We start from the raw sequence: 23412 nt of genomic DNA on the forward strand, positions 1-23412 counted from the left end.
TTAGCGGAATCGAAAGAAAAGCGCGCGACAGGTGCTTGACATGATGGGGCACAAAAAGTAGATAGCTGCGCATCGGCACGGGCCAATAGCTCAATTGGTAGAGCAGTGGACTCTTAATCCATTGGTTTCGGGTTCAAGTCCCGGTTGGCCCACTAGGGTGTAGTGAAGAGAAAACGAGCAGGCTGAATGGCCTGCTCGTTTTTTTGGTTTTTGTGGCGAAAATGCCGGGCACTTGCCCGGCATTTTCGCTCCTTCGGCCCAACGCGGCGGTGGTGGGAACGCGCCTTCGGATCAACGCGGCGGTGATGGGAGCGCTCCTGCAGCCCAACGCGGCGGTGGTGGGAACGCGCCTTCGGATCAACGGGGCGGTGATGGGAGACCGCCCAACTTGAGAACCCGGCTTCGCGCCGCCGGGGTCGAGCGTCACCAACGAGCGGGCGGTGATGGGTACGCGTTCGGGTCAACGGGGCGGTGAGTACCGAACGTGAGACCCCGGCTTCGCGCCGCCGGGGTCGAGTGACGACGCGGCTTCGGGCCAGCTTGGGCCGGCAGGGTCGGGCGTGAGAACGCGGCACGACCGGAGACCCCAGCTTGGCACCGGCGCGAGGAGCCAGCTTGAGGCCAGCGTACGGAGCGTGAGAACGTGGCCCGACGTCTGAGCGCGCCGCCCGGACTACCGCGCGGGTCTAGGAAAGCTCGTTTGGTCGAAGACGGGACTGGTCGTCGCCGGGCCGGGGTGAGCGAGGCCGGATCGAGCTTCGAGCCACCGTCATGGCGATGAGCTGACGCTTGCGGTGGTGGTGCCCCGCGCCCTCGATTTGGCGGAACGGGAGTGGCCGTGCTTCGTGGGTGGTGCACGGCGATCCAGCGAGCTGGTGAGCTCTGAGCCGCGATGCAACGTGGTATCGTGCCCCGGGTGCGCACGAGGAGTACACGACGAAGCATCCGACTGTTCTTCGTTCTGTGCGCGCTGCCGCTGTTTTGCGTCTTCCCGTTCCTGAGCGCGGTCAACAACCCGAACGAGAACGTGCGCACGTACATGACGATGGCGCTCGTCCAGCAGCACACGCTCAAGCTGGACCACATCGTCGAGACCTTCGGCTGGACGAACGATATGGCGCTCGTCCCCACCAATCCGCCGTATCGCGTGTCGGTCAAGGCGCCGGCGACGAGCTTCGCAGGCGTCGTTCCGTATGCCGTCTTCGCGGCCGTCGCCCCGCACTTCGGGATGCCGTTTCCGACGAACGCCACGCCACACTCGGAGATCGTCGATTACCTCCGCGTCACGACCTGGGTGGTGCGCCTCTTCGCCATCCAGCTGCCCTGCTTCCTCTTCTTGATCTGGCTCGAGAAGTACCTGCGAGACTTCTCGTCGGACGTCAGCCTGCGCCTCGCCGCGGTCGCAGCGGCGGGCCTCGGAACGAACTACCTGGCTTATGCGAACATGTTCGCGAGCCACGCGCCATTCGCCATCGCCGCCTTCGTGTCCTTCGGACTCGCGGAGCGCGAGCTGCGCAAGAGCCGCGGTGATGCACGCGCAGTCAGCTGGCGAGCCGCCTTCTGGTCCGGCTGGTTTTGTGGCTGGAGCGTGCTTCTCGAGTATCACGCGCTCCCGCTCGCGATCGTTCTCGCCATCTACGGCGTCGTCGCCTTTCGGCGACCGACACGGCTTCTCGCGTTCGCGGGAGGTGGTCTCTTCCACGTCGCCCTGATGATGCTCTTCCAGTGGAAGGCGTACGGGAATCCGCTCACGCCCGGCCATCGCATGGTCGAGAGCGGCCTTCGCGTCCACCATCAGGCAGGCCTCTTCGGCGCCACGTTGCCCGACCCGGAGCACATTCGCGCCGTCTGGTTCGACCTCGGATTCGGGTTCTTTGGCACGAGCCCGTTCATGTGGCTCGGCCTCCTCGCCATCCCGTTCGCGCTCTTGCTTCCGAAGGGACCGCCTCGCCAGCGCAAGCTCCTTCGCTGGGCCACGTTCGTCTGGGTGTTCGGCCTCTTCGTTCTCTCGGCTGGCGCGAGCGGCTTCGGCAACTGGCGCGGAGGGTGGACCGTGGGCCCGCGCTACTTGGGGGCCGCGCCGCCGTTCGTGGCGTTCGGTGCGCTCGTCGTCGGTGAACGATTCGCCCGCAAATCGCGCATGCGCCGCTCGATCGTTCGCGGTGTGTGGGGCGGTCTCGCCATCGCCAGCGTGCTGACGATGGGCCTCGTCGGCATCCTCTACGACACGCTCCCCGAGGAGATCGATCGACCGCTCGTGCAGTTCTCCATTCCGTTCATCCGAACGGGGTTCGTTCCCCACCACATCGGCGAGTGGTTCGGCTGGACGAGCATCACGCCCTGGTATTTCGTCCTCGCTGCGCTTCTCCTCGCGCCGATTCTGGCGGCACTCGTCTTCGACGCCGAGCGCAGCGTCAAAGACCGTTCGCTTCGCATCGGCGCCGCCGTGGTCGCTCTCGCCGTCGGTCTCGCACCGTCGTTCAGCCGCTCCGCCACGAGCGAAGATCAAGTTCACGCGGCGCTCCGAAACCTCGTTCAGGTGTGGGAGCCGAAAGGGCGCGATCGAATCTCGCTGCTCCGCACCGAAGCCGAGCGCTTTGGTCCGCGACGACCTTGCATGTGGTATCGCCTTGCCGATCTCGAGCGCATCGTCGCCCTGAACGCCGAAGCCGCGAACGACGAGCGGCGCGCACAGGCCCCCCGTGGCCAGTGCCCACGGAGGATCTTCTGATGGCTATCGAACGGCGGATCGCGCCGACTTCCTTACGGCTGGTCCTCGTCGCACTCGCGGGCCTGCTCATCGCGCTTCTCGGCTGGTGGCCGATGATTGCGCAATACCCGCATACCCCCGAGCTCGACGGCCAATATTCGTTTTACCAATTCGAAATTGGCAAGGCGATCATCTCTCGTTATCACGAATTCCCGCTCTGGAATCCGTATGACTGTCGCGGCATCCCTCATTGGGATTTCCCGGAGTCGATGGGCGCCTCGCCGCTCCTCCTCTTGGGATTCTGGCTGCCGCCGCTCATTCAGTATTACCTTTGGAACATCCTGCACTGCGCTGCCGGCTTCGTCGGCATGTGGCTGCTCGTCCGCGACGACCTGAAGCTCAGTCGCATCGCGTCGTTCGCGGCGGCCACCGGTTGGGCACTCGGCGCGGCTCACACGGCGCAGTACTCGACCGGCCACGTGATGATGGCCGGGTTCTGGAACTTCCCGCTGCTCCTCTTCCTGTGGCGACGGGCGGAGAACTCCATCGGCTCGGCCATCGGCGTGGGCATTCTGCTCTCGTGGATGATCTACGACGGCGGCACCTACCCTGTTCCGTTTTGCGTGCTGCTCCTCGTGCTCGAGGCTGCGACGCGACTCACTTCGCTCGCCCGACTCAAGTCGATCGTCGTCGCGGGGGTCGTCACCGGGGCCACCGGCATCCTCCTCGCCGCCCCTCGCCTCCTCCCCATTTCGAAGCAGTTCTCCGGCCACGTGCGGCCGAACCCGTATCCCGACGTCGACAGCATCACCAACATGGCGAACGTGCGGTCGATGTTCCTCATGCGGCAGACGCAGTGGTCACTCCACCTGCCCGGCCAGCAGTACGTCTGGAACGAATACATCTCGTATCTCGGCATCGCGGGTCTGCTCATCGCGCTCGTGGGTATGTGCATCGCGGCCGTCCGCCGGCGTTGGCTCGTCGTCCTCACGCTGATGGTGTTCGTCCTGATGCTCGGTCACTTCGCGAGCTGGGCGCCCTGGCACGTGCTGCAGACGCGCGTCTTCCCGTTCACGTCGATGCGCGTTTCTTCGCGCTTCCGTTTCTTCATGACGGCCTTCGCGGCCATGTTCGTCGCCATCGCCATCGACGAGCTTCCGCCCATCGTCGGACGCTTCGCCGGTCCTTCGCGCGGCAAGATCGCTCGCGTAGCCGTCGTGGGCCTCGCGTTCTTGAGCGCGGGCGACGTCATGGCCTTCGGCTACGAGATGTTGACCGCGCGCTTTGGCTGGGCACCGCCGGTCACCGTCGAGGCATCACCGCGCTTCTACTATGGAGGCCCCGGCCTCACACCTGTGTTCACCGACCAGCCCAGGCAAAACCGCGCTTGGACGGGTTGCCGAGCCGTCTCGTGGGCCTTCTACGAGAACGCCCCCGTGTGGACGGGTGACGTTCCCCAAGTGCGGGCGTCCGATGCCAATGCCACCGTCGGCAACGTTCGCCGCACGCCGAATCGCTTCACGTTCGAGACGGACGTGAACGCGCCGACTGCGCGCATCCGCGTCAACAGCGCCTATGGCGACGGCTGGCGCACGGACGTCGGAACCGTCGTCAACGACGGTGACCTTCTGGCCGTCGACGTCCCGCAAGGGCACCACGTCGTGCACCTGCGCTACTGGCCGAACTACCTGACGCTCGGCCTCTGGATGGCCTTCGTCGGCGTCGTCGGCATCGCCGCTTACGCCTTCCGCGGGAAGCTGTTCCGCGCGAAGAGCAAAGCCTAGAAGGCGAACGAAAAGCCGAGAGGCGTTGCGGGCGCAGCAGGCGTGAGCGGGTCGCGGGCTTTCGCGACGAGCGTGTCGGACTGAAAGGTCGACGCTCGATCGCGGATGCCGCGCGGCTCGTGCTCGAGGCGCGGCTCGCGCGAACGGTTGGCGATAAGCACGATTCCGCCCACCGTGAGCCCACCGCCGCCGAGGAGGCACACGAGGCCCGACGTGGTGAGGTCGACGTGGGTGCGCGAGCGCGTGTCGGCGGACACCGCCACGAGGATGAGACCAACGAGCGCGATCACGCCTCCGCCGGCGATCATCACCGCGCCGCCCGCGACGGCGCCCTTCGAAGGACTCCGAACCGCGAGATCGACGTCACCACCATCCTCGGCGGTCATCACGAAGTCGTGTGGCTCTTCGGTGTTGCCGGCGAAGACGACGCGCATCGTCGAGCCGATCGGAACCGCCGCGTCGCAAGGCGACGAACAGACGTACACCGCTTGCACGCCACGCACCTCGTAGAGATCGGCGTGATCTTTGGGCCGGACCGTACGGAAGTGCACGCGCACGGCCCCTGCCATCGCGGCTTGCGCCTGCACTCGCGGCGGCGGAGGCTGCTCGGGAGCCGCCTCGATGGTCACGTTCGGCGTCTCGTTCGGCGTCTCGTCCGCAGCCGCGGGAGCCGCCAACGAGAACAGAGACGACGCGACGAGTCCCCCGAGCACTCCACGGACGGTCATCGTTCGATGGTACCAACGATCCCCGGCCGCCCCAGCGTGATCGCGCGTCGGACGTCGGCAAGCGGGGCCGCCTCCTCGAAACGAACCGTGATCACGTGCCGCCCAGGCCTACCGGTCGATGCACTCGAGGAGGTCACGAGGCCCAACGTTCCGAAGAGTGCGCCGAGATCGACGGGCGAAGGTTCACTGCCCATCCTCTCGTGCAGCTCGCGGAGGACGTTCAGTCCCGTCGCACGATCACCTGCGGCAAACACACGATCGAGGTCCCATCGCACCGCGTTGTTTCCGCCTTCGGCGAGGATTCCTCGCAAGGCGTCTTCGAGACCAAGACGACCATCGGTGCGCTTTCGAATCTCGACGTCGGCGAGCAAGAAGAAGAGCGCACCGCCCCAATAGGTTCGACCCCACGTCGGCGTTTGATCGAGTCCTCGGTCACCGGCAGCGGGCAGACCATTCGGCAAGCCGCGCACGAGGCCGCTCCACGCGCGCTCGGCGTCGATGAAGCCCGCACGTGCACGGACGAACGGCTCGACGTACGTCGCGAGTCCCTCTTCGGCCCACGCGAACGAACGCGAGACGGAGGGGAACGCGAGATGAATCAGCTCGTGGACGAGCACCCAATCGTCGGCCAACGCGGCCGTCGTCGCGCGCTCACCAACGCGCATGAGCACGGTCCCACCACCGCCGGCGAGCGTGCGCCCGCCGCCGACCCAACCACCACGCGACGGCACGAACAACACCAGCGAATACGGAAGTGGGAAACGCCCGAAATACCCGGCCACGGCTCGTGCGCGCGTCTCCGCCCAGGCCACGAGCTCGTCGTCTTTGATGGCAAGCTTGCCGGGGGCGATGGCGATAGCGAGCCGAGCGCCGTTCACGTCGACAACGCGCGACCGGAACGTCCCGAACGCGCTGTACGGCGAGCTCCTCAAATCGTCGAGCGAGATGTCCCAAGCGTCGCGCGCAGCACTCGACGGATACACGCCGGTGACGAATCGCGATCCATCGGACGTCTCCACCCGAAACCGAATCTTCGAGGTCGTGTCACCCTCGAAGAACGGCGCGAGCAGCCACGTGGACGGCGGTGCCTCGACGGTCTCGCCCTCTTCGCTCGCCACGTCGACGTCGTCGATGGATCGGGCGGCTTCGCGCAGCGCGTAGCGATAACGCACTCGGCAAGGCGCTTTCGCGCATTCGGGCGCGATGAACGCACGCCCGTCGTGCGCGAGCGGACGGAGCGGAGCCGACGGGTCATCGCGATGGTCGACCCCGACGACTGCATCGCGTACCCAGCGCTCGGCCCCCAGATCCACGAAGAGTGCGGCACCGGCGCCGCGCGCGAGGCGAGCTTCGACGAAAACGTCCCCCGAGACGACATCCCATCGCGCGGTGTAGTCGCCGACGAAGTCCGGTCCGGCGAGCTGCGCGACGGACTCGCCACGCGATGGATCGCGTGCGCTCGAACCTGGCCGAGCGCACGCTGAGACGAAAGCGAGAAGGTGAACGAGGACGACGAGCGCAGCGAGGCGCATCGTCGTCGCCTCTCAGTTGCCGAACTTCTCGACCAGGCGCCCGAGCCGCGGCACGGCTTGTTCGACGTTCTTTTTGGCCGAGCTGCGAAGCTTGTCGTAAGCCCCTTTGGCAACTCCGCTCTTCGCGCGCGCCGCCTTGGCGTCCGTGATCGAGAGGAGAGCGTCGGCCACGCGGCTGGAATGAGACGCGAAGAAGTCCGAAACGCCCTTGTTCTGCGACTTGGCCTCGGCATAGATGGGGTCGAGGGCCTTCGCGAACTCGGGAAGCATGTCTTCCACCGCGTGCTCCACGAAGCCGGGCTTGATGCCCTTGACCGCCTTGTAGCCCGCCTTGATCGCGAGCCCGGAGATGCCGCCCTTGTCATCCACTTCCGCGTCGATGAGCTCGCAGCACTCCTTCACGATCTGGGGCTTCTTCGATTCGTCCGTAAGAGCTTCGAGCAGCGACATCGGCGACCTCGTGGTGCAGAAAAAAAAGTGGGGCTTCCGCGTTAGCACATGCATCGAGCGGATGGAGCCCGGTTACTTGACACATTGCGTCACGGGCGCCAGAACGAACGTCTTCGACCACGGATCGAGAGGGAAGGCATGACGGAGTCGAAGCATTCGGCCGGCATGGTCCAGCCCGGCGATCGCATCGCGATCGTCGCAGGGCTTCGTACGCCGTTCGCCAAGCAGGGCAGCGCATTCACTCATCTGACTGCGCTCGATCTCGGCCGCACCGTGGTCCGCGAGCTGCTCGCGCGATCGGAGATGGATCCCCGCGAGGTCGGGCTCGTGGTCTACGGCCAGGCCATTCCGAATCCGACGGCACCGAACGTCGCGCGCGAGATCGTGCTCGGCACCACGCTGCCGAAGAGCACGGATGCCTTCACTGTCGTGAGGGCTTGCGCAACCTCGTTCCAGACGACCACGAGCGCAGCCGAGGCCATGCTCGCCGGCCAGCACGACGTGGCCATTGCGGGCGGTGCGGACAGCGCGAGCGACGTGCCCGTCACCGTCACGAAGAAGCTCGCCCACGTGCTCTCGCTCGTGCAGCGGGCGCGCACGATGACCGACAAGCTTCGCGCCCTCTCGGACCTGTCACCACGCGATCTCGTGCCGATTCCTCCGGCACTCCGTGAGCCTTCGACGGGCCTCACGATGGGCGAGCATGCCGAGCGTATGGCCCAGCGGGCAAGCGTCTCGCGCGAGGAGCAAGATCGCTTCGCCCACCAGAGTCACGTGCGCGCGTCCGCCGCGTGGACACGCGGATTCTTCGACGCCGAGGTGATGCACATCGTGCCGCCACCGGCGTTCGATCGCCCGATCGATCGTGACAACATGGTGCGAGCCGATTCGTCGCTCGAGGCCTACGCCAAGCTTCGTCCCGTATTCGATCCCGATCACGGCACGGTGACCGCAGGCAACTCGTCTCCCCTCACCGACGGTGCGAGCGCACTTCTCCTGATGAAGGAGTCGAAGGCCAAGGCGCTCGGTTTCGCACCGCTCGGCTATCTGCGCTCGTGGGGCTACGCGGCGCTCGATCCGAAGGACGGACTCCTGATGGGGCCTGCCTACGCGGTGCCCATCGCGCTCGACCGTGCGAAGCTTCGCTTGGCGGACATGGACGTCGTCGACATGCACGAGGCCTTCGCGGCTCAGGTGATCTGCAACCGCAGAGCCCTCGCCTCACGACGTTTCGCCGAAGAGAAACTGGGCCGATCGGCGCCCATCGGAGAGGTCGACGACGATCGCTTCAACGTGCACGGAGGCTCGATTGCGCTTGGCCATCCGTTCGGCGCCACCGGCGCGCGCATGATCCACACCGTTCTTCGCGAGCTCCGCCGCCGCGGCGGACAGTTCGGCCTTGCCACCGCGTGCGCCGCCGGAGGCCTCGGAGCCGCGGTCATCTTGGAGGTAGCATGATGGCCGCGATGACGACGCCGACGGAGCAGCCGAGCCGTCCCGCACCGCTCGTTCGAACGGAGATGCTCGGGAGCGGCCTCGCTCTCGTCACCATCGACGACCCGCGCGCGCCCCACAACACCATTACGCCGGCGTTCGCCGCGGCACTGTCCGACGAGCTCGACGAGCTCGACCGGTCGGCGAAGGTCAAAGCGATCGTCCTCCGAAGCGGCAAGCCCGAATCCTTCCTCGCCGGAGCGAACATCGAGTTCGTTCGCAGCCTGCGCTTCGCGAAGGATGCCGAGGACGTCTCGCGCGAGATCGGCACCCGCTTCGCACGCATCGCACGCTCGAAGAAACCGATCGTGGCGTGCGTGCACGGGCCGGTCCTCGGCGGCGGCTTCGAGCTCACCCTCGCCTGCACCGCCACCGTTGCCAGCGACGATCCCAAGACCGTCTTCGGTCTGCCCGAAGTGAAGCTGGGACTCATTCCGGCCGCGAACGGGCTCTTGCGAGTCGCCGAGCGCGCGGGTCTTCGCACCGCGATCGATCTCGGACTCTCCGGGCGAAACATCCGCGCCGAAGCCGCCATGGCGCTCGGTCTATGCGACGACGTGGTCTCGGAAGCGATCGTGCTCGACACGGCTTGCGAGCTCGCGCTGCGACTCGCTTCGAGGCCGGAGCTCCGCAAGTCGCTGCCCCGCAAGCGCCTCCAACGCAGCGCACATGCCGACGGCGGTGGACAACCGGGAAACGCGCTCTCGGCGATCGCTGCTCGAGCGTTGCTCGAGAAGAATCCGATCGGCCGCAGCGTCCTCTTCAAGCGCGCGCGAGAGACGGCCGCGGCCCGCACGCGTGGGCACTACCCGGCGACGGATCACGTGCTCGACGTACTCGAGCGCTTCGGCGGGCGAGGCTTCCGTTCGGCTGCAACGCTCGAAGCGCGTCTCTTCGGCGAGCTCGTCGTGAGCGAGACCGCGCACCGCTCGATCGAGCTCTTTTTCGCGGAGACGGCGCTCAAGAAGGACACCGGGCTCGCTCCCGGTGAGGCCGCCACGGCGCACGCCATCGAGCGCGTCGGTGTCGTCGGAGCCGGCCTCATGGGCGCGGGCATCGCGGCGGTCACGGTGCAGGCGGGCATCTCCACGCGCATGAAGGATCGCGACGACGCTCACCTCGGTCGTGGCCTTCGCTACGTGAAAGAGGTCCTCGACGCGCGCGTTCGTCGAGGCGCCATGTCCCCCCTCGAACGCGACCAAGCTTTCGGCGCACTCGAAGGAACCGTCGAACCGAGCGGCTTCCGCCGGGCCGACCTGGTCATCGAAGCCGTCTTCGAAGACGTCGAGCTGAAGCGCGAGATCGTTCGGACGATCGAAGAGCTCGTTCCCGAAACGTGCGTCATCGCGTCGAACACCGCGTCGCTTCCGATCGCGAAGATCGCGGCCGCCGCGTCCCACCCCGAGCGCATCGTCGGGATGCACTACGCGCGCCCCGTTCCGAACGTTCGTCTCGTCGAAGTCGTTCGCACGAAGCAAACCGATCCGAACGCCCTCGCCACGGCCGTGGCTCTCGCCAAGCGCCAAGGCAAGACGGTCATCGTCGTCAACGACGGCTACGGCTTCTACACCACGCGCGCGCTCATACCCTTCTTCGGCGAAGCCCTACGGCTCGTCGCCGAAGGCGTGGCCATCGAGAGCATCGACGAAGCGGTCGTCGACTGGGGCTTCCCCAAAGGTCCGCTCCTCTTGCTCGACGAGCTCGGGATCGACCTCGCGGAGCATTTTGCGAACTCGGCCCACGCGGCCTTCGGTGATCGCATGCGTCCGCCTGCAGTCTTCGGCGAGCTTGCGCGCGACGATCGACGCGGTCGCAAGAACGGTCGCGGCTTCTACATGCATCGCACCGGAAGCCGCTCCGGCTCGCCCATTCGCGTGGACGACACCATCTACTCGACGCTTCTCACGATGCCTCGCAAGAAGCCGATGCCGGAGGAAATCCAACTCCGGTGCACGCTCGCGATGATCAACGAAGCGTTTCGCTGTCTCGACGAGGGGATTCTCCGTAGTCCCCGCGACGGTGATCTCGGCGCCGTTCTCGCGCTCGGTTTCCCGGCGTTCCGCGGCGGTCCGTTCCGCTACGTCGACGTTCTAGGCGCAAGCGAAGTGCTTCGACGCACGCGGTCACTCGAACAGCGGTTCGGAGCCCGCTTCGAGCCCGCACCGCTTCTCGTCGACATGGCGCGCCACGGCAAGCGCTCCTACGGCTGACCTTCGCGCGCTTGAACGCGGGACATTTCGTCCTGCGTGATCGGGCGGGAGCACAGACGGATCCCAGAGGCCGGTGGCGGTGGCGCACCGAAGGTGTCCGTCAGCCTCGCACTTCGCTCGCGTGCCACGGCCGGCTGCTGATCGAGTGCGAAGAACCACGTGTGGACCACGGCGACGAGATCGCCGACCGTCCGGATGCCCGCAAGCTCCGCGACGGGAAACTCCGCGCCTTCGCGATCTTCGAGGCGAAGCGCGAGCAGAACCAGATCGAGCGGATCGAGGCCGAGGTCTCGGTCGAGACGTCTCTCTCGCCCGATCTCGGCGGGTGCCCATCCGATGTGCGAGGACAGCTCGCGTCGGACGATGTCGAATGTGTCTTCTCTCATGACGACCTCCGCATGCAAACGGCACGCTGGCGAAGGACCCGCGTGACTACGATCGGAATCCCCCGTGCGTCTGACCGGCCGGACGCATGGTGCTGATCACACTCTTGCGTGCCTTGCGCGGGGCGAGGCTGACGATGCGTGTGAGCTCGATAACGGTCCGTACGCCGTCGAGGGCTCTGAGCGGGATCTGGATCGCGAGCACTTCTTCGAGCCGCTGGGCAACGAACACGACGTCGAAGAACTGAAGACCGAGATCGCGGTGCAGGTCTTGGTCGGGCTTGATCGTCGTAGGGTCGAGACCGAGCTCGAAGGCGAGGGCGAGCGCTACGGGTCTGTGGAACGTGTCTTTCATTGCCTGCCTCCTTCCGAGATGGTTCGGGATGCTCTCGCTACGCGGGACGTGGATCAGATGAACGAACCCGTAGGATCATTCCGCCGAAAAACAATTCGACGTCCGTCGTTCAGCCATGGTTCGGCTTCGTCGTATCGAACGTCCGAACCGACGCGCAACGACTGCGCGTGATCTCCGAGCGGGCCGCGAGCGCGAGTGTGGATCCGCGTAACGAACATGGATGTTTCGTCATGTTCCTTTCGACCGGTTCATGTCGATGATGTGCCTAAAATAAAGGTCGGCGCGTAACGGCACCGTGATTGCTATCGACGCTAGGGGAGCGAACGAGGCGAATGAGGCGAACGGCGGCTGCCGTGCGTCACGCCCGTATCCCCCGAACGCGCCTCTCCGAAGGGTGGGTCGCGTTGTCTTGCGCAACGATACCCGCCGCGCTGCCATGCATCGACCGTGCGAGCGACGAGACGGTCGGCACGTCCGACGAGGAGGTCACGGCCGTTCCCGAAACGCCCGTTCGAGCTCAGAAGGATCCCGGCGAGTGCTGGCACTTCGCGACGACGCGCTGAGTCGAGAGCCTCGACTACGGCAAGCTCGCAAAGTCGGCGCGCCCGGACACTTCCGACACGACGCCGACACGACCGTCGGCGCGCCCCGACACGAGTCCGTTGCGTACCTCGACGATTGGGACCGGCACGTCCGTGCGCACGACGTCTTCGGCGTTGGATCAGGACTCGACAAGGTCCCGGCCGCGCTCGAAGCCGTCACCGACTCGTGTCAAAACTGCTGTGCGCCTTGGGACGGCCGCGCGAGTTGCTGCGGGGTTTTGACCGCAAATGAGTGCGGCCCCCCGCAGGCGTCTGAGACGGCAATTGACCACCAACTCGAATTCGCGCTTCGCGTATGGTGTGCTCGTGAATCTCGATTCGAGGCTCCTTGCCTCGGTTTTGCGCCTTTCGCTCGTTGCGGCGTACACGACATCGGCATGTGCTCTGGTCGGCGCGTGCTCGTTGACGGTCCCTGACGATCTCGTGGGCAACGCCGACCCGCAATCCACCCCTGCCGGCGCCAGCACCAGCGACGGCGGCGGCACGAACGGCGGGGAGGCCGGCACCGGGCCCGGACCGTCCACGGAAGGCGGGGCCGATGCCTTCGTTGCCACCGGAGCGAATCTCGAGCCGAACGGCGACTTCGAAGAGGGCTCGTGCGCGCCGTGGTCCGGAAAGGCCACCCTGTCCGACGCGCCCGGGCACGCGGGCCTGCACGCTTGCAAGGTGTGCAGCGACACCTTCGCCGCTATCGCGATCGACGATCAGAAGAGCGCCGGAGCTCCTGTCGTCGGCGCCACCTACCACCTCGAGTTGTGGGCAAAGCAGGCGACCTACAACCCTGCGTACAACGCGCTTCCGCTCTCGACCACGCTTGCCACGACCGACGGCCCGAAGACGGTCGAGTCGAAGTCCGACACGTCGAGCAGCCTGACCGCGAACAGCTGGTCGAAGATCACGCTCTCGCTCGACGTCACCAAGCCGGCGGAGAGCCTGAGCGTGCAGCTCGCGGCGAGTCCGCCCTTCGGATTCTGCTTTCTCTTCGACGATGTGTCCGTGACGCGCACGAAGTAGCGCCTTGCCCTGCGAAAGGGCGTTTGACGCAGAGCGTCTCGGGTGTTAACCAATCCATTGCTGCACCGCAGCAATGGACTTCGAACGCGGTTTCCGCGCCGAAGACCCGGGGAAACCAGGCACGAGAAGCGTAGCGGGGGGAACGTCGCTCCGAGCTCTCGCGTGCCTTTCGGCCGACTCGTGTGCGCACGGGTCCGGTGGGGCGCGCGCGCGTCCGAGGAGCGTCGAACCATGATCACACGGTGGACTACGACGGAGACGCTCGCGTCGAGCATTCCGGACGGTGCCTCGATCGCCACCGGCGGCTTCATGCTCGGACGTGCACCGATCGCCATCGTGCTCGCGTTGATTCGCGCGCGACGGCGTGACCTTCGTGTCGTCTCCCTTCCGAATCCGCTCCCCGCCGAGCTCCTCGTCGCCGCAGGCGCGGCGTCACGTGTCGAGTTCGCGTTCGCCGCGTTGAACCTCGCCGGCCGCGTTCGCCCGATGCCGTGCCTCAAGCGCGCGATCGAAGGTGGAACCATCGCTTGGGCCGAACACGACGGCTACCGCGTGGTGCAACGCCTGCGCGCCGCGGCGATGGGGCTCCCCTTCTTGCCTGCGCCCGACATCGAACGCTCCGCCCTCGCGTCGATGGATCCACCTTCGTTCGTCGATTGCCCGTTCAGCGGGAGGCGTGTCGCCGTCGAGCCGGCCGTTCAGCCCGACGTTGCCATCGTGCACGCGCACGCGGCAGACGATCGAGGCAACCTCTACATCGACGACCCGACGACGGATCTCCTAGTCGCTGGCGCTGCAACGCGAGTCCTGGCCACGGCGGAGAGACGCGTCACTCGCCTCTCGCGCGTGACGATCCCCTCGTTCCAGGTGGAGATGGTGGCCGAGCAGCCTGGTGGCGCATTGCCGACCGGATGCGTGGGCGACTACGGGTACGACGAATCGGCTCTGATCGAGTATCTCGAGCTCGCCGAGCACGGGCGCGAGGCCGAATGGATCGAGCGCATGCTCCACACCATGAGGGCGGCATGAACGCCGACCTTCGCGCGGACACCGTCGTCGCCATGATGGCCGCGCAGATCGAAGACGGCGACGTCGTGGCCACCGGCGTTGCTTCGACGCTCGCCATCCTCGCCATTGCCGTGGCGCGCGCGACGACAGCTCCGAACCTCACCTATCTCGCCTGCGTCGGTTCCATCGATCCCGACCTCTCGCACCTTCATCGTTCGCCCGAAGAGCTCGCTTATCTCGAAGGACGAACCGCGGAGATCTCGATCCCCGAGCTCTTCGACCACGCGCGCCGCGGACGCATCGACACCATCTTCTTCGGAGCCGCCGAGGTCGACGGCCAAGGTCGGACGAACATGTCCGCAGCCGGCTCGCTCGCTCGTCCGAAACCGAAGTTCCCAGGGCTCGCAGGTGCGGCGTCGCTGAGGCGCTGGGTGAAGAAGCCCGTTCTCGTCGTCCCTCGCCAGAGTCGGCGAAACCTGGTGCCCGAGGTGCAGGTCGCCTCCACGAACGACGAGCGGCGCACGATGCTCGTCACCGATCTCGCAGTCTTCGAAACCGGACTTCCAGAGGCGCGGCTCGTCGCGAGGCATCCTTGGGCGTCCGAAGCGGAGATCGCGGACAAGACGGGATTCCGTTACACGACGGACGCCCATCTCGCGGTCACGAGCGCGCCCGACGAACGAACGCTGCGAGCCATTCGAAGCATCGACAGCCAGAACCAACGCCACGCCCTCGTCGGCTGAGTCGACGACCAAGGAGAACGCGATGAAGGCCGTCATCCTCCGTGAGTTCGGTGGGCCCGAAAATCTCAGGTTCGAATGCGTGCCCGATCCGGTGCCGGGTCACGGCGAAGTACTGTTGCGGATACGTGCGTGCGGCGTTTGCTATCACGATCTCATTGCACGCCGAGGACGCCTCGGAGGTATTCCGCCGATGATCCTCGGCCACGAAGTCGTCGGCGAAGTCATCGGCATCGGAGACGGCGTCGAAGGATGGAGCGTGGGAGATCGCGCCGCAACGCTTCAGCGAATGAGCTGCGGCTCGTGCGAGTTCTGCGAGCAGAAGCGGAACAGCCTATGCAAGGTCGACCGACGTTTCTTCGGCGAAGAGATCCCCGGCGGTTATGCGCCGCTCATGGCAGCGCCGGTGCTCGGGCTCTGTCCCGTTCCCGATTCGCTGTCATGGCCCGACGCCGCCACCGTGTGCTGCACCACCGGCACGGCCGTTCACGTGTGCCGTACGCGTGGACGCATTCGCGACGGAGAGACCGTGCTCGTGACCGGCGCGAGCGGCGGTGTCGGATTGCAGGCGGTTCAGATCTGCCGCCTCTCCGGCGCCAAGGTCATCGCCGTCACCACCAGCCATACGAAGGTCGGCGCGCTGGAAGCGTCCGGGGCCGATCACGTCGTGGTCGCGCCCGATCTCGACTTCGCTCCAGAGGTGAAGCGAATCACGAGTGGCGCCGGCGTGGATGTGGCACTCGAGATCGTGGGCAGCGCCGCGTTCGGCCAGACACTCAAGTGTTTGGCTCCGGGCGGACGCCTCGTCATCGTCGGCAATCTCGATACCGCGTCCGTCGATCTCAATCCCGGTCTCGTGATCGTCAAGGAGCTCGAAATCATCGGCGCTTACGCAACGACCAGAGAGGAGATGGCGCTTGCCTTCGAGCTGACCGCAAAAGGACACGTGAAATCCTGCGTGTCGGAGGTGCTGCCGCTCCAGGAAGCCGGAAGCGTTCACTTTCGTCTGGAAAACAGGCAGATTTCGGGTCGAGCCGTGCTGGTCCCCGACGACGTTTGACGCACGACGGCAGCGCGGGCGACGCAACCAACGGCCTAGCGACACCGGCTGGGAATCGTCGCGGGCTCGATTGAGTCGACCGATCGGCCAATGTTACGCTAGCGCTTAGTGACAACTCGCACCGGCTTGGCTTTCTCGCTGCGCGCGTCCATCGCGTGCTCGGTGATTACCCTCTCTTCCGCGTGCTCGCTCATGGTCGACTCCTCGGGCCTGGCCGGCGCGGAGAGCAGCGATCAGAATGTCGATCGCGCCGAGAGCGGAACGTCGAATGACGGCGGCGGTGTCACCGGTGGTGACGGTGGCAACGTCACGGATGATGGCGGCGTCGGCGACGCGGGCCCCGACGTCGTCACGGATGCAGGGCCCGGTACCGGCGATCCTGCTTTCGGCAATGCGGGCGTCGTGCACGTCTCGCTGGGGACCAGCACGACCGTCGGCTCCTTCGCCCTCCAATCCGATGGCAAGATCATCGTCGGCGGCGGCGTGATGCGCGTCGACAACTACGATTTCTACCTCAAGCGGCTCCTCGCCAACGGCGCGGACGACACCACGTTCAACGGCAGCGGCAGCGCCTTCTACGACTTCCAGGGGAACGATGAGTGGGTCGAGGACGTCCTCATCCAACCCGACGGACGCATCGTCGTCACGGGTGAATCCTGGCAAAGCGGCGGCTTCGATCTCGCGCTCGTCCGGTTCATGCCGGCAGGAACCATCGACACGAGCTTCGGCACCTCACGCACCAACGTGAGCCAGGACGATCTCCCGCTTCGGCTCCTTCGCCAATCCGACGGGAAGATCCTCGCAATTGGCAATTCGGGCACCAAATCTCAATATCAATTTTCCGGAGCACGATTCACCTCGAACGGCGCCCCGGACACGAGCTTCGGCTCGGGCGGGAGCTTCCATACTTTGTTCGGAACCGGGAACTGCCCCGGGCGCGACGGCTTGCTACTCACCGACGGAACCGTTCTCGTAACTGGCGCGGTGACGCAGGCTGCGAGCGACATGAACTTCGGCCTGGCCCGCTACACGAGCGCCGGAGCTCTCGACACCACGTTTTGCTCCAATGGTCTTTGCGCCTATTCGTTCGGCACCGGGGAAGACTTCGTCTACGGAATTGCAGCCCAGTCGGACGGCAAAGTCCTCATGGCCGGGTACATGACCAAGCAGGGGCACTATCATTCGGCGCTCGTGCGCGTCGGCGCCGACGGCTCGTACGACACGACGTTCGGCAACGCCGGCAAGGTGACGCTCGACGTCAGCGGCAACGATCTCGTCGGCAACGTCGCGGTCTTCGGTGATTGGATCTATCTCTCGGGCTACGTGGAGACCGGGGTGAACGCGAGCGATCTCTACGTCGCACGACTCGACATGAGCGGACAGCTCGATCCGTCGTTCGGGATATCGGGCGTCGCCACGTTTCATCTCGGCGATGGAGAGAACTGGCCGGGCCGCATGCTCGTCCAGAACGACGGCAAGGTCGTCGTCGTGGGCACGACGGGTCCCCAGAATGCGCAGAGCGGATACGTGCTGCGCGTCGTCCCCTGAGCGCGCGCGACATCGCCGACGGTCGCGATCAGCGACGCGCCAACGAGAGCATCTGACGATACGTCCGAGCCTCGATTGCCCCATTCGTCGACGGACTATCGAAGTCCCGCTCGATCGACGCCTGATGCGAAGCTGAGCTTCCGTCCTTGCGACGCGGGTTGTCATCGAGGCATCGAGGCAAGCTATAGAGAGAACAACGCATGAAATCCGCGCTTCCCGATGGTGTGGTCACCCCCCAAGGCATCGAGCCCACGCTCTTCGCTCGTCTGGCCGAAACGGCTCAGGCGCGCGCCGAAGGCCACGAGCCTGCTCACGACTTCTTCCACGTCACGCGCGTGATGCGGAACGCGTCGATGCTCGCACGCGCGGAGGGAGCGAACGAAGCCGTCGTGGTCACGGCCGCGCTGCTCCACGAGCTCTTCACCTATCCGAAGAATCATCCGGATTCTTCGAAGGCGGGCGACGTCTGCGCCGAACACGCACGCGAGCTCCTCGAAAAAGAAGGGGCACCGGCCGAATTCACGAGCGCCGTCTGCGCTGCGATTCGCGATCATGCGTTTTCGAAAGGCGCCGTCCCCGAAGCGCTCGAAGCAAAGCTCCTGCAAGACGCCGATCGCCTCGATGCCCTCGGCGCGATCGGCCTCGCGCGCATGTGGGCCACGTGTGCAGACATGAAGCGCCCCTTCTATGCTCCGAACGATCCTTTCTGCACGGAGCGCGAGCCCGACGACAAGTCGTGGGGACTCGATCACGTCTTCAAGAAGCTCCTGCTCCTTCCCTCACGCCTGCACACCAACGCTGCGCGCGCGATCGCCGAAGAGCGCGTGGCGTTCATCCGTCGGTTCCTCGAGCAGTTGAAACGCGAGATCTGACGCTCGTCACGCTCGCCGTCTTCAGCGCCCCGCTCGCCGCGCTTCGATTCCACGCAGCATCGCCTCGACGCCTAGCTCCTCGCCCACGCGCCGCATCGAGATGGCCTCGAGGCCTTCGCGGTCGAGCACGTCGAGGGCGGCTTGGAGAATGCGCTGCCGGGAGAGAGGTTCCCGCTTCTTGGAGGCCAATTACCACCGCGTCACTGACACGCCCGAAACGCTCGACTACCGATTCATGGCCGAAGTCACCGAGCTCCTGTCCGCAGTGCTCCTGCGCGAGTCCTGAAGAGCCCGAGATCGTGAGGGGCGCTCAGGTTGACGTTTACGAGGCCGGGACGCGCCGGTATGACCAGCGCTGGCGATGAACTCTTCGCAGAAAACGATGCTGGCGCTCGGTCTCGGCGTGCTCGTGGTGGCGGCCGTTCCGATCACCATGAAGTGGCGCGCGGGCCGGCGTGAGGAAGGCGCCGTTCAACGCCTGCTCCGCGAAAAGCAGGAGAGCCTCCTCGCTGTCACAGCGATCGCGAAGAGCGAGCTCGGTTGCGAGCAAGTCGAGGTCAAAGACACCACCGACGGCATGGTGGCCACGGGTTGCGAGAAGGTCGCGCGCTACGTCGCCAGCGGTTCGGGATTCCGGCGCGACGGAGAGATCGTCCCAGCGGGGGACGCCGACGACACGAGTGGATGCAAAACCGTGTGGGCCGCAGGGCGCACCGACGCCAGCACTGCGGAGCAGGCTCTCGCGGAGATTCACGCGCGCGGAAAGACCGCTCGGCTGCGTGTCCCGATCGAGCGCACCGACGTGCGCGGCCTCGCGAAGTTGCGCTTCGGGAAGTTCGTCGCCGTGTTCTCGCCGGCGTCCGAGGGCGCCGTGAAGAACCTGCCCGTTCCGTGCGGAGAAGGAGACGCCGGAGCAAGCGCGAGCGCAGACGGCGGCGCGGAGAGCTCAGCCTGCACGCTTCCCTTCGAAGCAGTCACCGAAATTGCCGATTGTCCCTGATCGCGAACGAGGCGTTCGGGCGAGTTTTTGCTAGGTTCGCGGCCCCATGATCCCGCGCTATACGCCGCCCGAGCTCGCCGCCCTTTGGTCTCCCGAACGCCGCTATCAGGCGTGGCTCGAGGTCGAGCTCGCCGCTTGCGATGCGATGGAAGACGCCGGTCTCGTTCCGAAGGGAACGGCATCGCGCATTCGCGCGAAGAACCTCGTCCTCGACGCCAACCGCATCGAGGAAATCGAGCGCACGGTGAAGCACGACGTCATCGCGTTCCTCACCCACGTCGAGGAGCAAGCCGGTGAAGACGCGCGTTGGCTCCACCGCGGAATGACCTCGAGCGACGTCCTCGACAGCTCGTTCGCCATCCTCCTTCGCGACGCGACCGATGCGCTGCTCAAGCGTACCGACACGCTCATCGAAGCGCTCGCCAAGCGTGCACGCGAGCACGCCAAGACGCCGATGATCGGCCGCAGCCACGGTATCTTCGCCGAGCCGGTGACGTTCGGTATCGCCATCGCCGGTCACCACGCCGAGATGGTGCGCGGTCGCGAGCGACTTCTCCACGCACGCGAGCAGATTGCGTACGGCAAGATCGCCGGCGCCGTCGGAACGTACGCCCACCTCACGCCGGAGATCGAAGCCAAGGCGCTCGGCGCACTCGGCTTGAAGCCGGAGACCGTGAGCACGCAGGTCGTGCCGCGCGACCGCCATGCGGAGCTGTTCTGCGCGATGGCTCTCATCGCGGCTGGCATCGAGCGACTCGCGACGAACGTTCGTCACTGGCAGCGCTCCGAGGTCGGCGAGGCGGAAGAAGCCTTCACCGTCGGCCAGAAGGGCTCGAGCGCGATGCCCCACAAGCGTAATCCGATCTTGAGCGAGAACCTCTGTGGTCTCGCTCGCGTGGTTCGCGCCGCGTGCATCCCGGCACTCGAGAACGTTGCCCTCTGGCACGAGCGAGACATCTCGCACTCGTCGGCCGAGCGCATGATCGCGCCCGACGCGACCACCACGCTCGCCTTCATGCTCGATCGCGCGCGCGGCCTCGTCGACGGCCTCGTCGTCTACCCCGAGCGCATGATGCAGAACCTCGATCGCGCCGCCGAGCTCTATTACTCGGAGGCGGTGCTCCTCGCGCTCGTCGAGACGGGCCTCGCGCGCCAGCAGGCGTACGTGCTCGTCCAGCGCAACGCGATGCGCGCGTGGAAGGGCGACGGTTCGTTCCGCGAGAACCTCGCGAGCGACAGCGACGTCAAGCTCTCACGCGAGAAGCTCGCCGAGCTCTTCGATCTCGAGCACGCCCTGCAGTGGGCACCCGCGATCGTCGAGCGCGCGCTCGCCGGTACCTGAAGCGCCGCAAGTTGGAGCGCGCGCTCGACGCCTGGAGCCGAGCGCGCGCTCGCCGGTAACTGAAGCGCCGCACGTCGGCGCGAACGCGCGCCGGTACCTGAAGCGACCATGCGACTCAGCGCAAAGCGCGCGTTCGGCCCAGCGTCGAGCGCGCGCTTTTTGCTGTTTCGAATTGCAACACCACGCCTCGAATCTCTTCGCAAACATGCCGCGGCACTGTCCGTTTCGAGCTCACTCGCTGGCATGAAGAATTGTGAAGAACGACGAAGGAACGGTGAGGCATCGTGAGCATCATCGACCTGGTCGGAGGATTCAGACCACTCGGCGGAAAACTCGCCGGCGTGATCGGTTTGTGGCGTGCGCGTGCACGATGCACGGGTAGAAAAAGAAGCTCGCCCGCGTGCCGTCTCGACCGCCTTTTCTCCTCCTTGCAGGGCTTGCAGCCCTAGCGACCGCGCTTGCCGATGCCGGCTTCGTCGTGCGGGGCGCGATGGCGGCGCACGCCTCGCCCTCGTCGGTCGCGCTAGCCTTCCTCGTCGCGACGGCCGTGGTGATCGGGCCGCTGCTTCTCGCGCTCGCGTTCGCAGCCGCGATTGCGCGACCACTCGGCGCATTCGGAAACGACGCGCTGCAAGGCCTGGCGAAGGCGACGGGAGGACATGCTCCACTCTCGGCAACCGCGCTCGTGGCCGCGCTCGCCTTCGCAGCCATCCGCACGGCGATGCTCGGCCGAACCATCGTTGCGGCCCTCAGTCCGTCGATGGCGGCGACGTTGCTCGTCCTCGTCGCGTTCACGGTCGCGATCGGAACGCTCGCCGGTACGCTCCTGCTGCTTCGCGCAGTGGGACCTCGTCTCGTCGCGCTCGAAGAACGTCAGCCGAGCGTGCGTCTCGTGAGTCGCGGGGTCGGTGCGCGCATCGCGTTCGCGCTCGTCGTCACGTACCTCCTCGACTCGCTCTTGCCGCGTCCGTTCGTGGTGGCCCCTGCCGTGGGCGTCACGACCGGCCTTCTCGTGAGCGCGTTCAGGGCTTCGTCGTCGGCGCGCGTCTTCACGGACCGACAGGCACTCGGCACGCTCGTCGTCCTCGCCGTCGTCTCGCTCGCCGGCGCGCATGCCCTCTCGTTGCTACCCAGTCGCGCACGCAACGCCGTCGTACACGACGGCCCTTACGGTGCGCATGCGGTTGCCGGACTGAGGAGTCTCGTCGATCGCGACGGTGACGGCTTCTCGCCTTTCTTCGGCGGCGGCGATTGCAACGACGGCGCTGCGCACATTCATCCGGGCGCCTACGACGACCCTGGCAACGGCGAAGACGAAAACTGCGACGGTATCGACGCCACCGCGCCGGTCGATCCGAAACTCCCTCGTCCGGCGAGCCCCAAGACGAGCGCGCGGCCGAACATCGCCATCGTCTTGCTCGACACGGTACGGCCCGACCACCTCGGGTTCGCGGGCAACAACCGCGCGGTCTCGACCTCGATCGATCGCTTCCGCGAGTCCGCCACGTGGTTTCAGAAAGCCTACACCCCGGCTCCCACCACGCGCTTTGCGCTCGCCTCGGTGTTCACCGGCCTCGACATCGACGAGATCCCCCAACGCCGAGGCGCTGGCTTCGCCTTCGAGCTGCTCCCCGAAGCCGAAACCCTGGCCGAGAAGCTCGAACCGCTCGGCTACGACCGCGTCGGCGTCACCTTCCCGTACGTCGTGAAGAACATTCGCGGCATCGGGCAGGGGTTCCGCTCGTTCACCTCGCCGCCCGGCACGAGCGACGAGACGCGCTTCGACGGCCGCGACGCGAAGCTCACGAGCGACGCCGTCATCGACGCGCTCTCGAAGCTCGAGGGAACGAAGGAGAAGCCCTTCTTCCTCTTTGCCCATTACGCGTGCGCGCATGCACCGTACGTGCGTCACCTGGAACACGACTTCGGCGGCGACGAGGACGCGCAGTACGACAGCTCGCTCGCCGAGTGTGACAAGCACGTGGGCCGCGTCCTCGACACGCTCGATGCACGCGCCGATCGCGATCGAACGGTCGTGGTCGTCATGTCCGATCACGGCGAGCTGCTCGGCGAACAGGGCGTCCACGAGCACGGCACGTCACTGCTCGAGCCGGCCGTGCGTGCCCTGCTCCTCGTCCGTGTGCCGGGTTGGAAGATCCCGACCATCGACGCGGCGGTGTCGATCACCGACCTCCATCCCACGCTCCTCGAGCTCGCCTCGGCGACGGACGAAAGCGAGACCATCGCCACACAAGACGATCCGCACCGCTGGAACCTAGGCTCGTACGTCGTCGCTGAGGATCCACCGCGCGATCGCGCCCTACGGCTCTATGCGGACACGTGGCATTCGGGCATCCACTACCAGGCGCGCGCCGTCGTGAAAGGGCGCTTCAAGCTGCTTCGAGATCTGACCACCGGCGCCGAGCAGGTCTTCAACGTGGACGAGGACCCCGACGAGGTGCACGACCTCAAACACCACTTGCCCGACGTGCGGAAGGCCCTCGCCTCCTACCTCGATACGTGGAAGTCGATTCGTCACGAGCCGCCCAAAGACGGCAAGGACGCCCTGCAAAACTGACG

20 protein-coding genes and 1 tRNA gene are annotated in these 23412 nt (G+C 66.1%); 15 read left to right on the forward strand and 6 right to left on the reverse strand.

All coding sequences use genetic code 11. The features are described 5' to 3' along the window. Positions 1–79: 79 nt before the first annotated feature. From AKJ09_RS13640 to AKJ09_RS13650, 3 genes are all read left to right on the forward strand, one after another. Positions 80–152, forward strand: a tRNA-Lys gene (locus AKJ09_RS13640). A gap of 740 nt (positions 153–892) precedes the next feature. Continuing rightward, positions 893–2731 (forward strand): hypothetical protein, encoded by a 1839-nt coding sequence (locus tag AKJ09_RS13645; protein WP_146647638.1) that lies wholly within the window; start codon positions 893–895, stop codon positions 2729–2731. Continuing rightward, a complete protein-coding gene (locus AKJ09_RS13650; protein ID WP_146647639.1) occupies positions 2731–4494 on the forward strand; it encodes a glycosyltransferase family protein in 1764 nt (587 codons plus the stop codon). Before AKJ09_RS13645 ends, AKJ09_RS13650 begins: the two co-directional genes overlap by 1 nt. On the opposite strand, the gene AKJ09_RS13655 is transcribed toward AKJ09_RS13650, so the two are convergent. Genes AKJ09_RS13655 through AKJ09_RS13665 form a run of 3 tightly spaced genes read right to left on the reverse strand, consistent with a single transcriptional unit; the run spans position 4491 to position 7204 of the window. Further along, positions 4491–5222 carry a hypothetical protein gene (locus tag AKJ09_RS13655; protein ID WP_146647640.1) on the reverse strand — a complete coding sequence of 244 codons (732 nt, stop codon included), beginning with the start codon at positions 5220–5222 and terminating at the stop codon, positions 4491–4493. The two genes, AKJ09_RS13650 and AKJ09_RS13655, sit on opposite strands and share 4 nt — an antisense overlap. Further along, complete coding sequence (locus tag AKJ09_RS13660) at positions 5219–6754, reverse strand: M61 metallopeptidase family protein (protein ID WP_146647641.1); 1536 nt, start codon at positions 6752–6754, stop codon at positions 5219–5221. The genes AKJ09_RS13655 and AKJ09_RS13660 overlap by 4 nt, the downstream gene beginning before the upstream one ends. Before the next feature lie 12 nt (positions 6755–6766). Further along, the gene (locus AKJ09_RS13665) at positions 6767–7204 is read right to left on the reverse strand and encodes a DUF6918 family protein (protein ID WP_146647642.1); all 438 of its coding nucleotides are present in this window, start codon (positions 7202–7204) and stop codon (positions 6767–6769) included. A gap of 138 nt (positions 7205–7342) precedes the next feature. On the opposite strand from AKJ09_RS13665, the gene fadI reads away from it, so the two are divergent. Together fadI and AKJ09_RS13675 are read left to right on the forward strand one after the other, a co-directional pair. After that, on the forward strand, positions 7343–8662 hold the full coding sequence (gene fadI, locus AKJ09_RS13670) for an acetyl-CoA C-acyltransferase FadI (RefSeq protein ID WP_240488469.1): 1320 nt from the start codon (positions 7343–7345) through the stop codon (positions 8660–8662). An 8-nt stretch (positions 8663–8670) separates the two neighbouring features. Then, complete coding sequence (locus AKJ09_RS13675; protein WP_240488470.1) at positions 8671–10908, forward strand: 3-hydroxyacyl-CoA dehydrogenase NAD-binding domain-containing protein; 2238 nt, start codon at positions 8671–8673, stop codon at positions 10906–10908. Here the strand turns inward: AKJ09_RS13675 and AKJ09_RS13680 are convergent. Continuing rightward, the gene (locus AKJ09_RS13680) at positions 10899–11294 is read right to left on the reverse strand and encodes an acyl carrier protein (protein ID WP_146647644.1); all 396 of its coding nucleotides are present in this window, start codon (positions 11292–11294) and stop codon (positions 10899–10901) included. The two genes, AKJ09_RS13675 and AKJ09_RS13680, sit on opposite strands and share 10 nt — an antisense overlap. A 46-nt stretch (positions 11295–11340) precedes the next feature. Further along, positions 11341–11646 carry an acyl carrier protein gene (locus tag AKJ09_RS13685; protein ID WP_146647645.1) on the reverse strand — a complete coding sequence of 102 codons (306 nt, stop codon included), beginning with the start codon at positions 11644–11646 and terminating at the stop codon, positions 11341–11343. A gap of 332 nt (positions 11647–11978) precedes the next feature. On the opposite strand from AKJ09_RS13685, the gene AKJ09_RS13690 reads away from it, so the two are divergent. From AKJ09_RS13690 to AKJ09_RS13720, 7 genes are all read left to right on the forward strand, one after another. Beyond that, complete coding sequence (locus AKJ09_RS13690) at positions 11979–12209, forward strand: hypothetical protein (protein ID WP_146647646.1); 231 nt, start codon at positions 11979–11981, stop codon at positions 12207–12209. A gap of 345 nt (positions 12210–12554) precedes the next feature. Continuing rightward, the gene (locus AKJ09_RS13695) at positions 12555–13262 is read left to right on the forward strand and encodes a carbohydrate binding domain-containing protein (RefSeq protein WP_146647647.1); all 708 of its coding nucleotides are present in this window, start codon (positions 12555–12557) and stop codon (positions 13260–13262) included. Positions 13263–13493: 231 nt separating this feature from the next. Next, a complete protein-coding gene (locus AKJ09_RS13700; RefSeq protein ID WP_146647648.1) occupies positions 13494–14291 on the forward strand; it encodes a CoA transferase subunit A in 798 nt (265 codons plus the stop codon). Beyond that, positions 14288–15013 carry a CoA-transferase subunit beta gene (locus AKJ09_RS13705; RefSeq protein WP_146647649.1) on the forward strand — a complete coding sequence of 242 codons (726 nt, stop codon included), beginning with the start codon at positions 14288–14290 and terminating at the stop codon, positions 15011–15013. Before AKJ09_RS13700 ends, AKJ09_RS13705 begins: the two co-directional genes overlap by 4 nt. 22 nt (positions 15014–15035) lie before the next feature. Continuing rightward, positions 15036–16070: an alcohol dehydrogenase catalytic domain-containing protein gene (locus tag AKJ09_RS13710; RefSeq protein WP_146647650.1), complete on the forward strand. Its 1035-nt coding sequence runs from the start codon at positions 15036–15038 to the stop codon at positions 16068–16070. Between the two features lie 162 nt (positions 16071–16232). Continuing rightward, on the forward strand, positions 16233–17618 hold the full coding sequence (locus AKJ09_RS13715; RefSeq protein WP_146647651.1) for an NHL repeat-containing protein: 1386 nt from the start codon (positions 16233–16235) through the stop codon (positions 17616–17618). 200 nt (positions 17619–17818) lie between these two features. Next, positions 17819–18490 (forward strand): HD domain-containing protein, encoded by a 672-nt coding sequence (locus tag AKJ09_RS13720; RefSeq protein ID WP_146647652.1) that lies wholly within the window; start codon positions 17819–17821, stop codon positions 18488–18490. Between the two features lie 21 nt (positions 18491–18511). Here AKJ09_RS13720 and AKJ09_RS13725 read toward each other — a convergent pair whose 3' ends face one another. Then, on the reverse strand, positions 18512–18679 hold the full coding sequence (locus AKJ09_RS13725; protein ID WP_146647653.1) for a TetR family transcriptional regulator: 168 nt from the start codon (positions 18677–18679) through the stop codon (positions 18512–18514). A 172-nt stretch (positions 18680–18851) separates the two neighbouring features. On the opposite strand from AKJ09_RS13725, the gene AKJ09_RS13730 reads away from it, so the two are divergent. The 3 genes from AKJ09_RS13730 to AKJ09_RS13740 all read left to right on the forward strand — a co-directional run bounded on the left by AKJ09_RS13730 (position 18852) and on the right by AKJ09_RS13740 (position 23410). After that, positions 18852–19490, forward strand: coding sequence for a hypothetical protein (locus AKJ09_RS13730; RefSeq protein WP_146647654.1), 639 nt, complete (start codon positions 18852–18854; stop codon positions 19488–19490). 46 nt (positions 19491–19536) lie between these two features. Beyond that, positions 19537–20832 carry an adenylosuccinate lyase gene (gene purB / locus AKJ09_RS13735; protein ID WP_146647655.1) on the forward strand — a complete coding sequence of 432 codons (1296 nt, stop codon included), beginning with the start codon at positions 19537–19539 and terminating at the stop codon, positions 20830–20832. A gap of 400 nt (positions 20833–21232) precedes the next feature. Next, positions 21233–23410, forward strand: coding sequence for a sulfatase-like hydrolase/transferase (locus AKJ09_RS13740; RefSeq protein WP_146647656.1), 2178 nt, complete (start codon positions 21233–21235; stop codon positions 23408–23410). Positions 23411–23412 lie beyond the last annotated feature (2 nt).

Origin of the sequence: Labilithrix luteola, assembly GCF_001263205.1 — a bacterium.
Classification (GTDB): Bacteria; Myxococcota_A; Polyangia; order Polyangiales; family Polyangiaceae; genus Labilithrix; species Labilithrix luteola.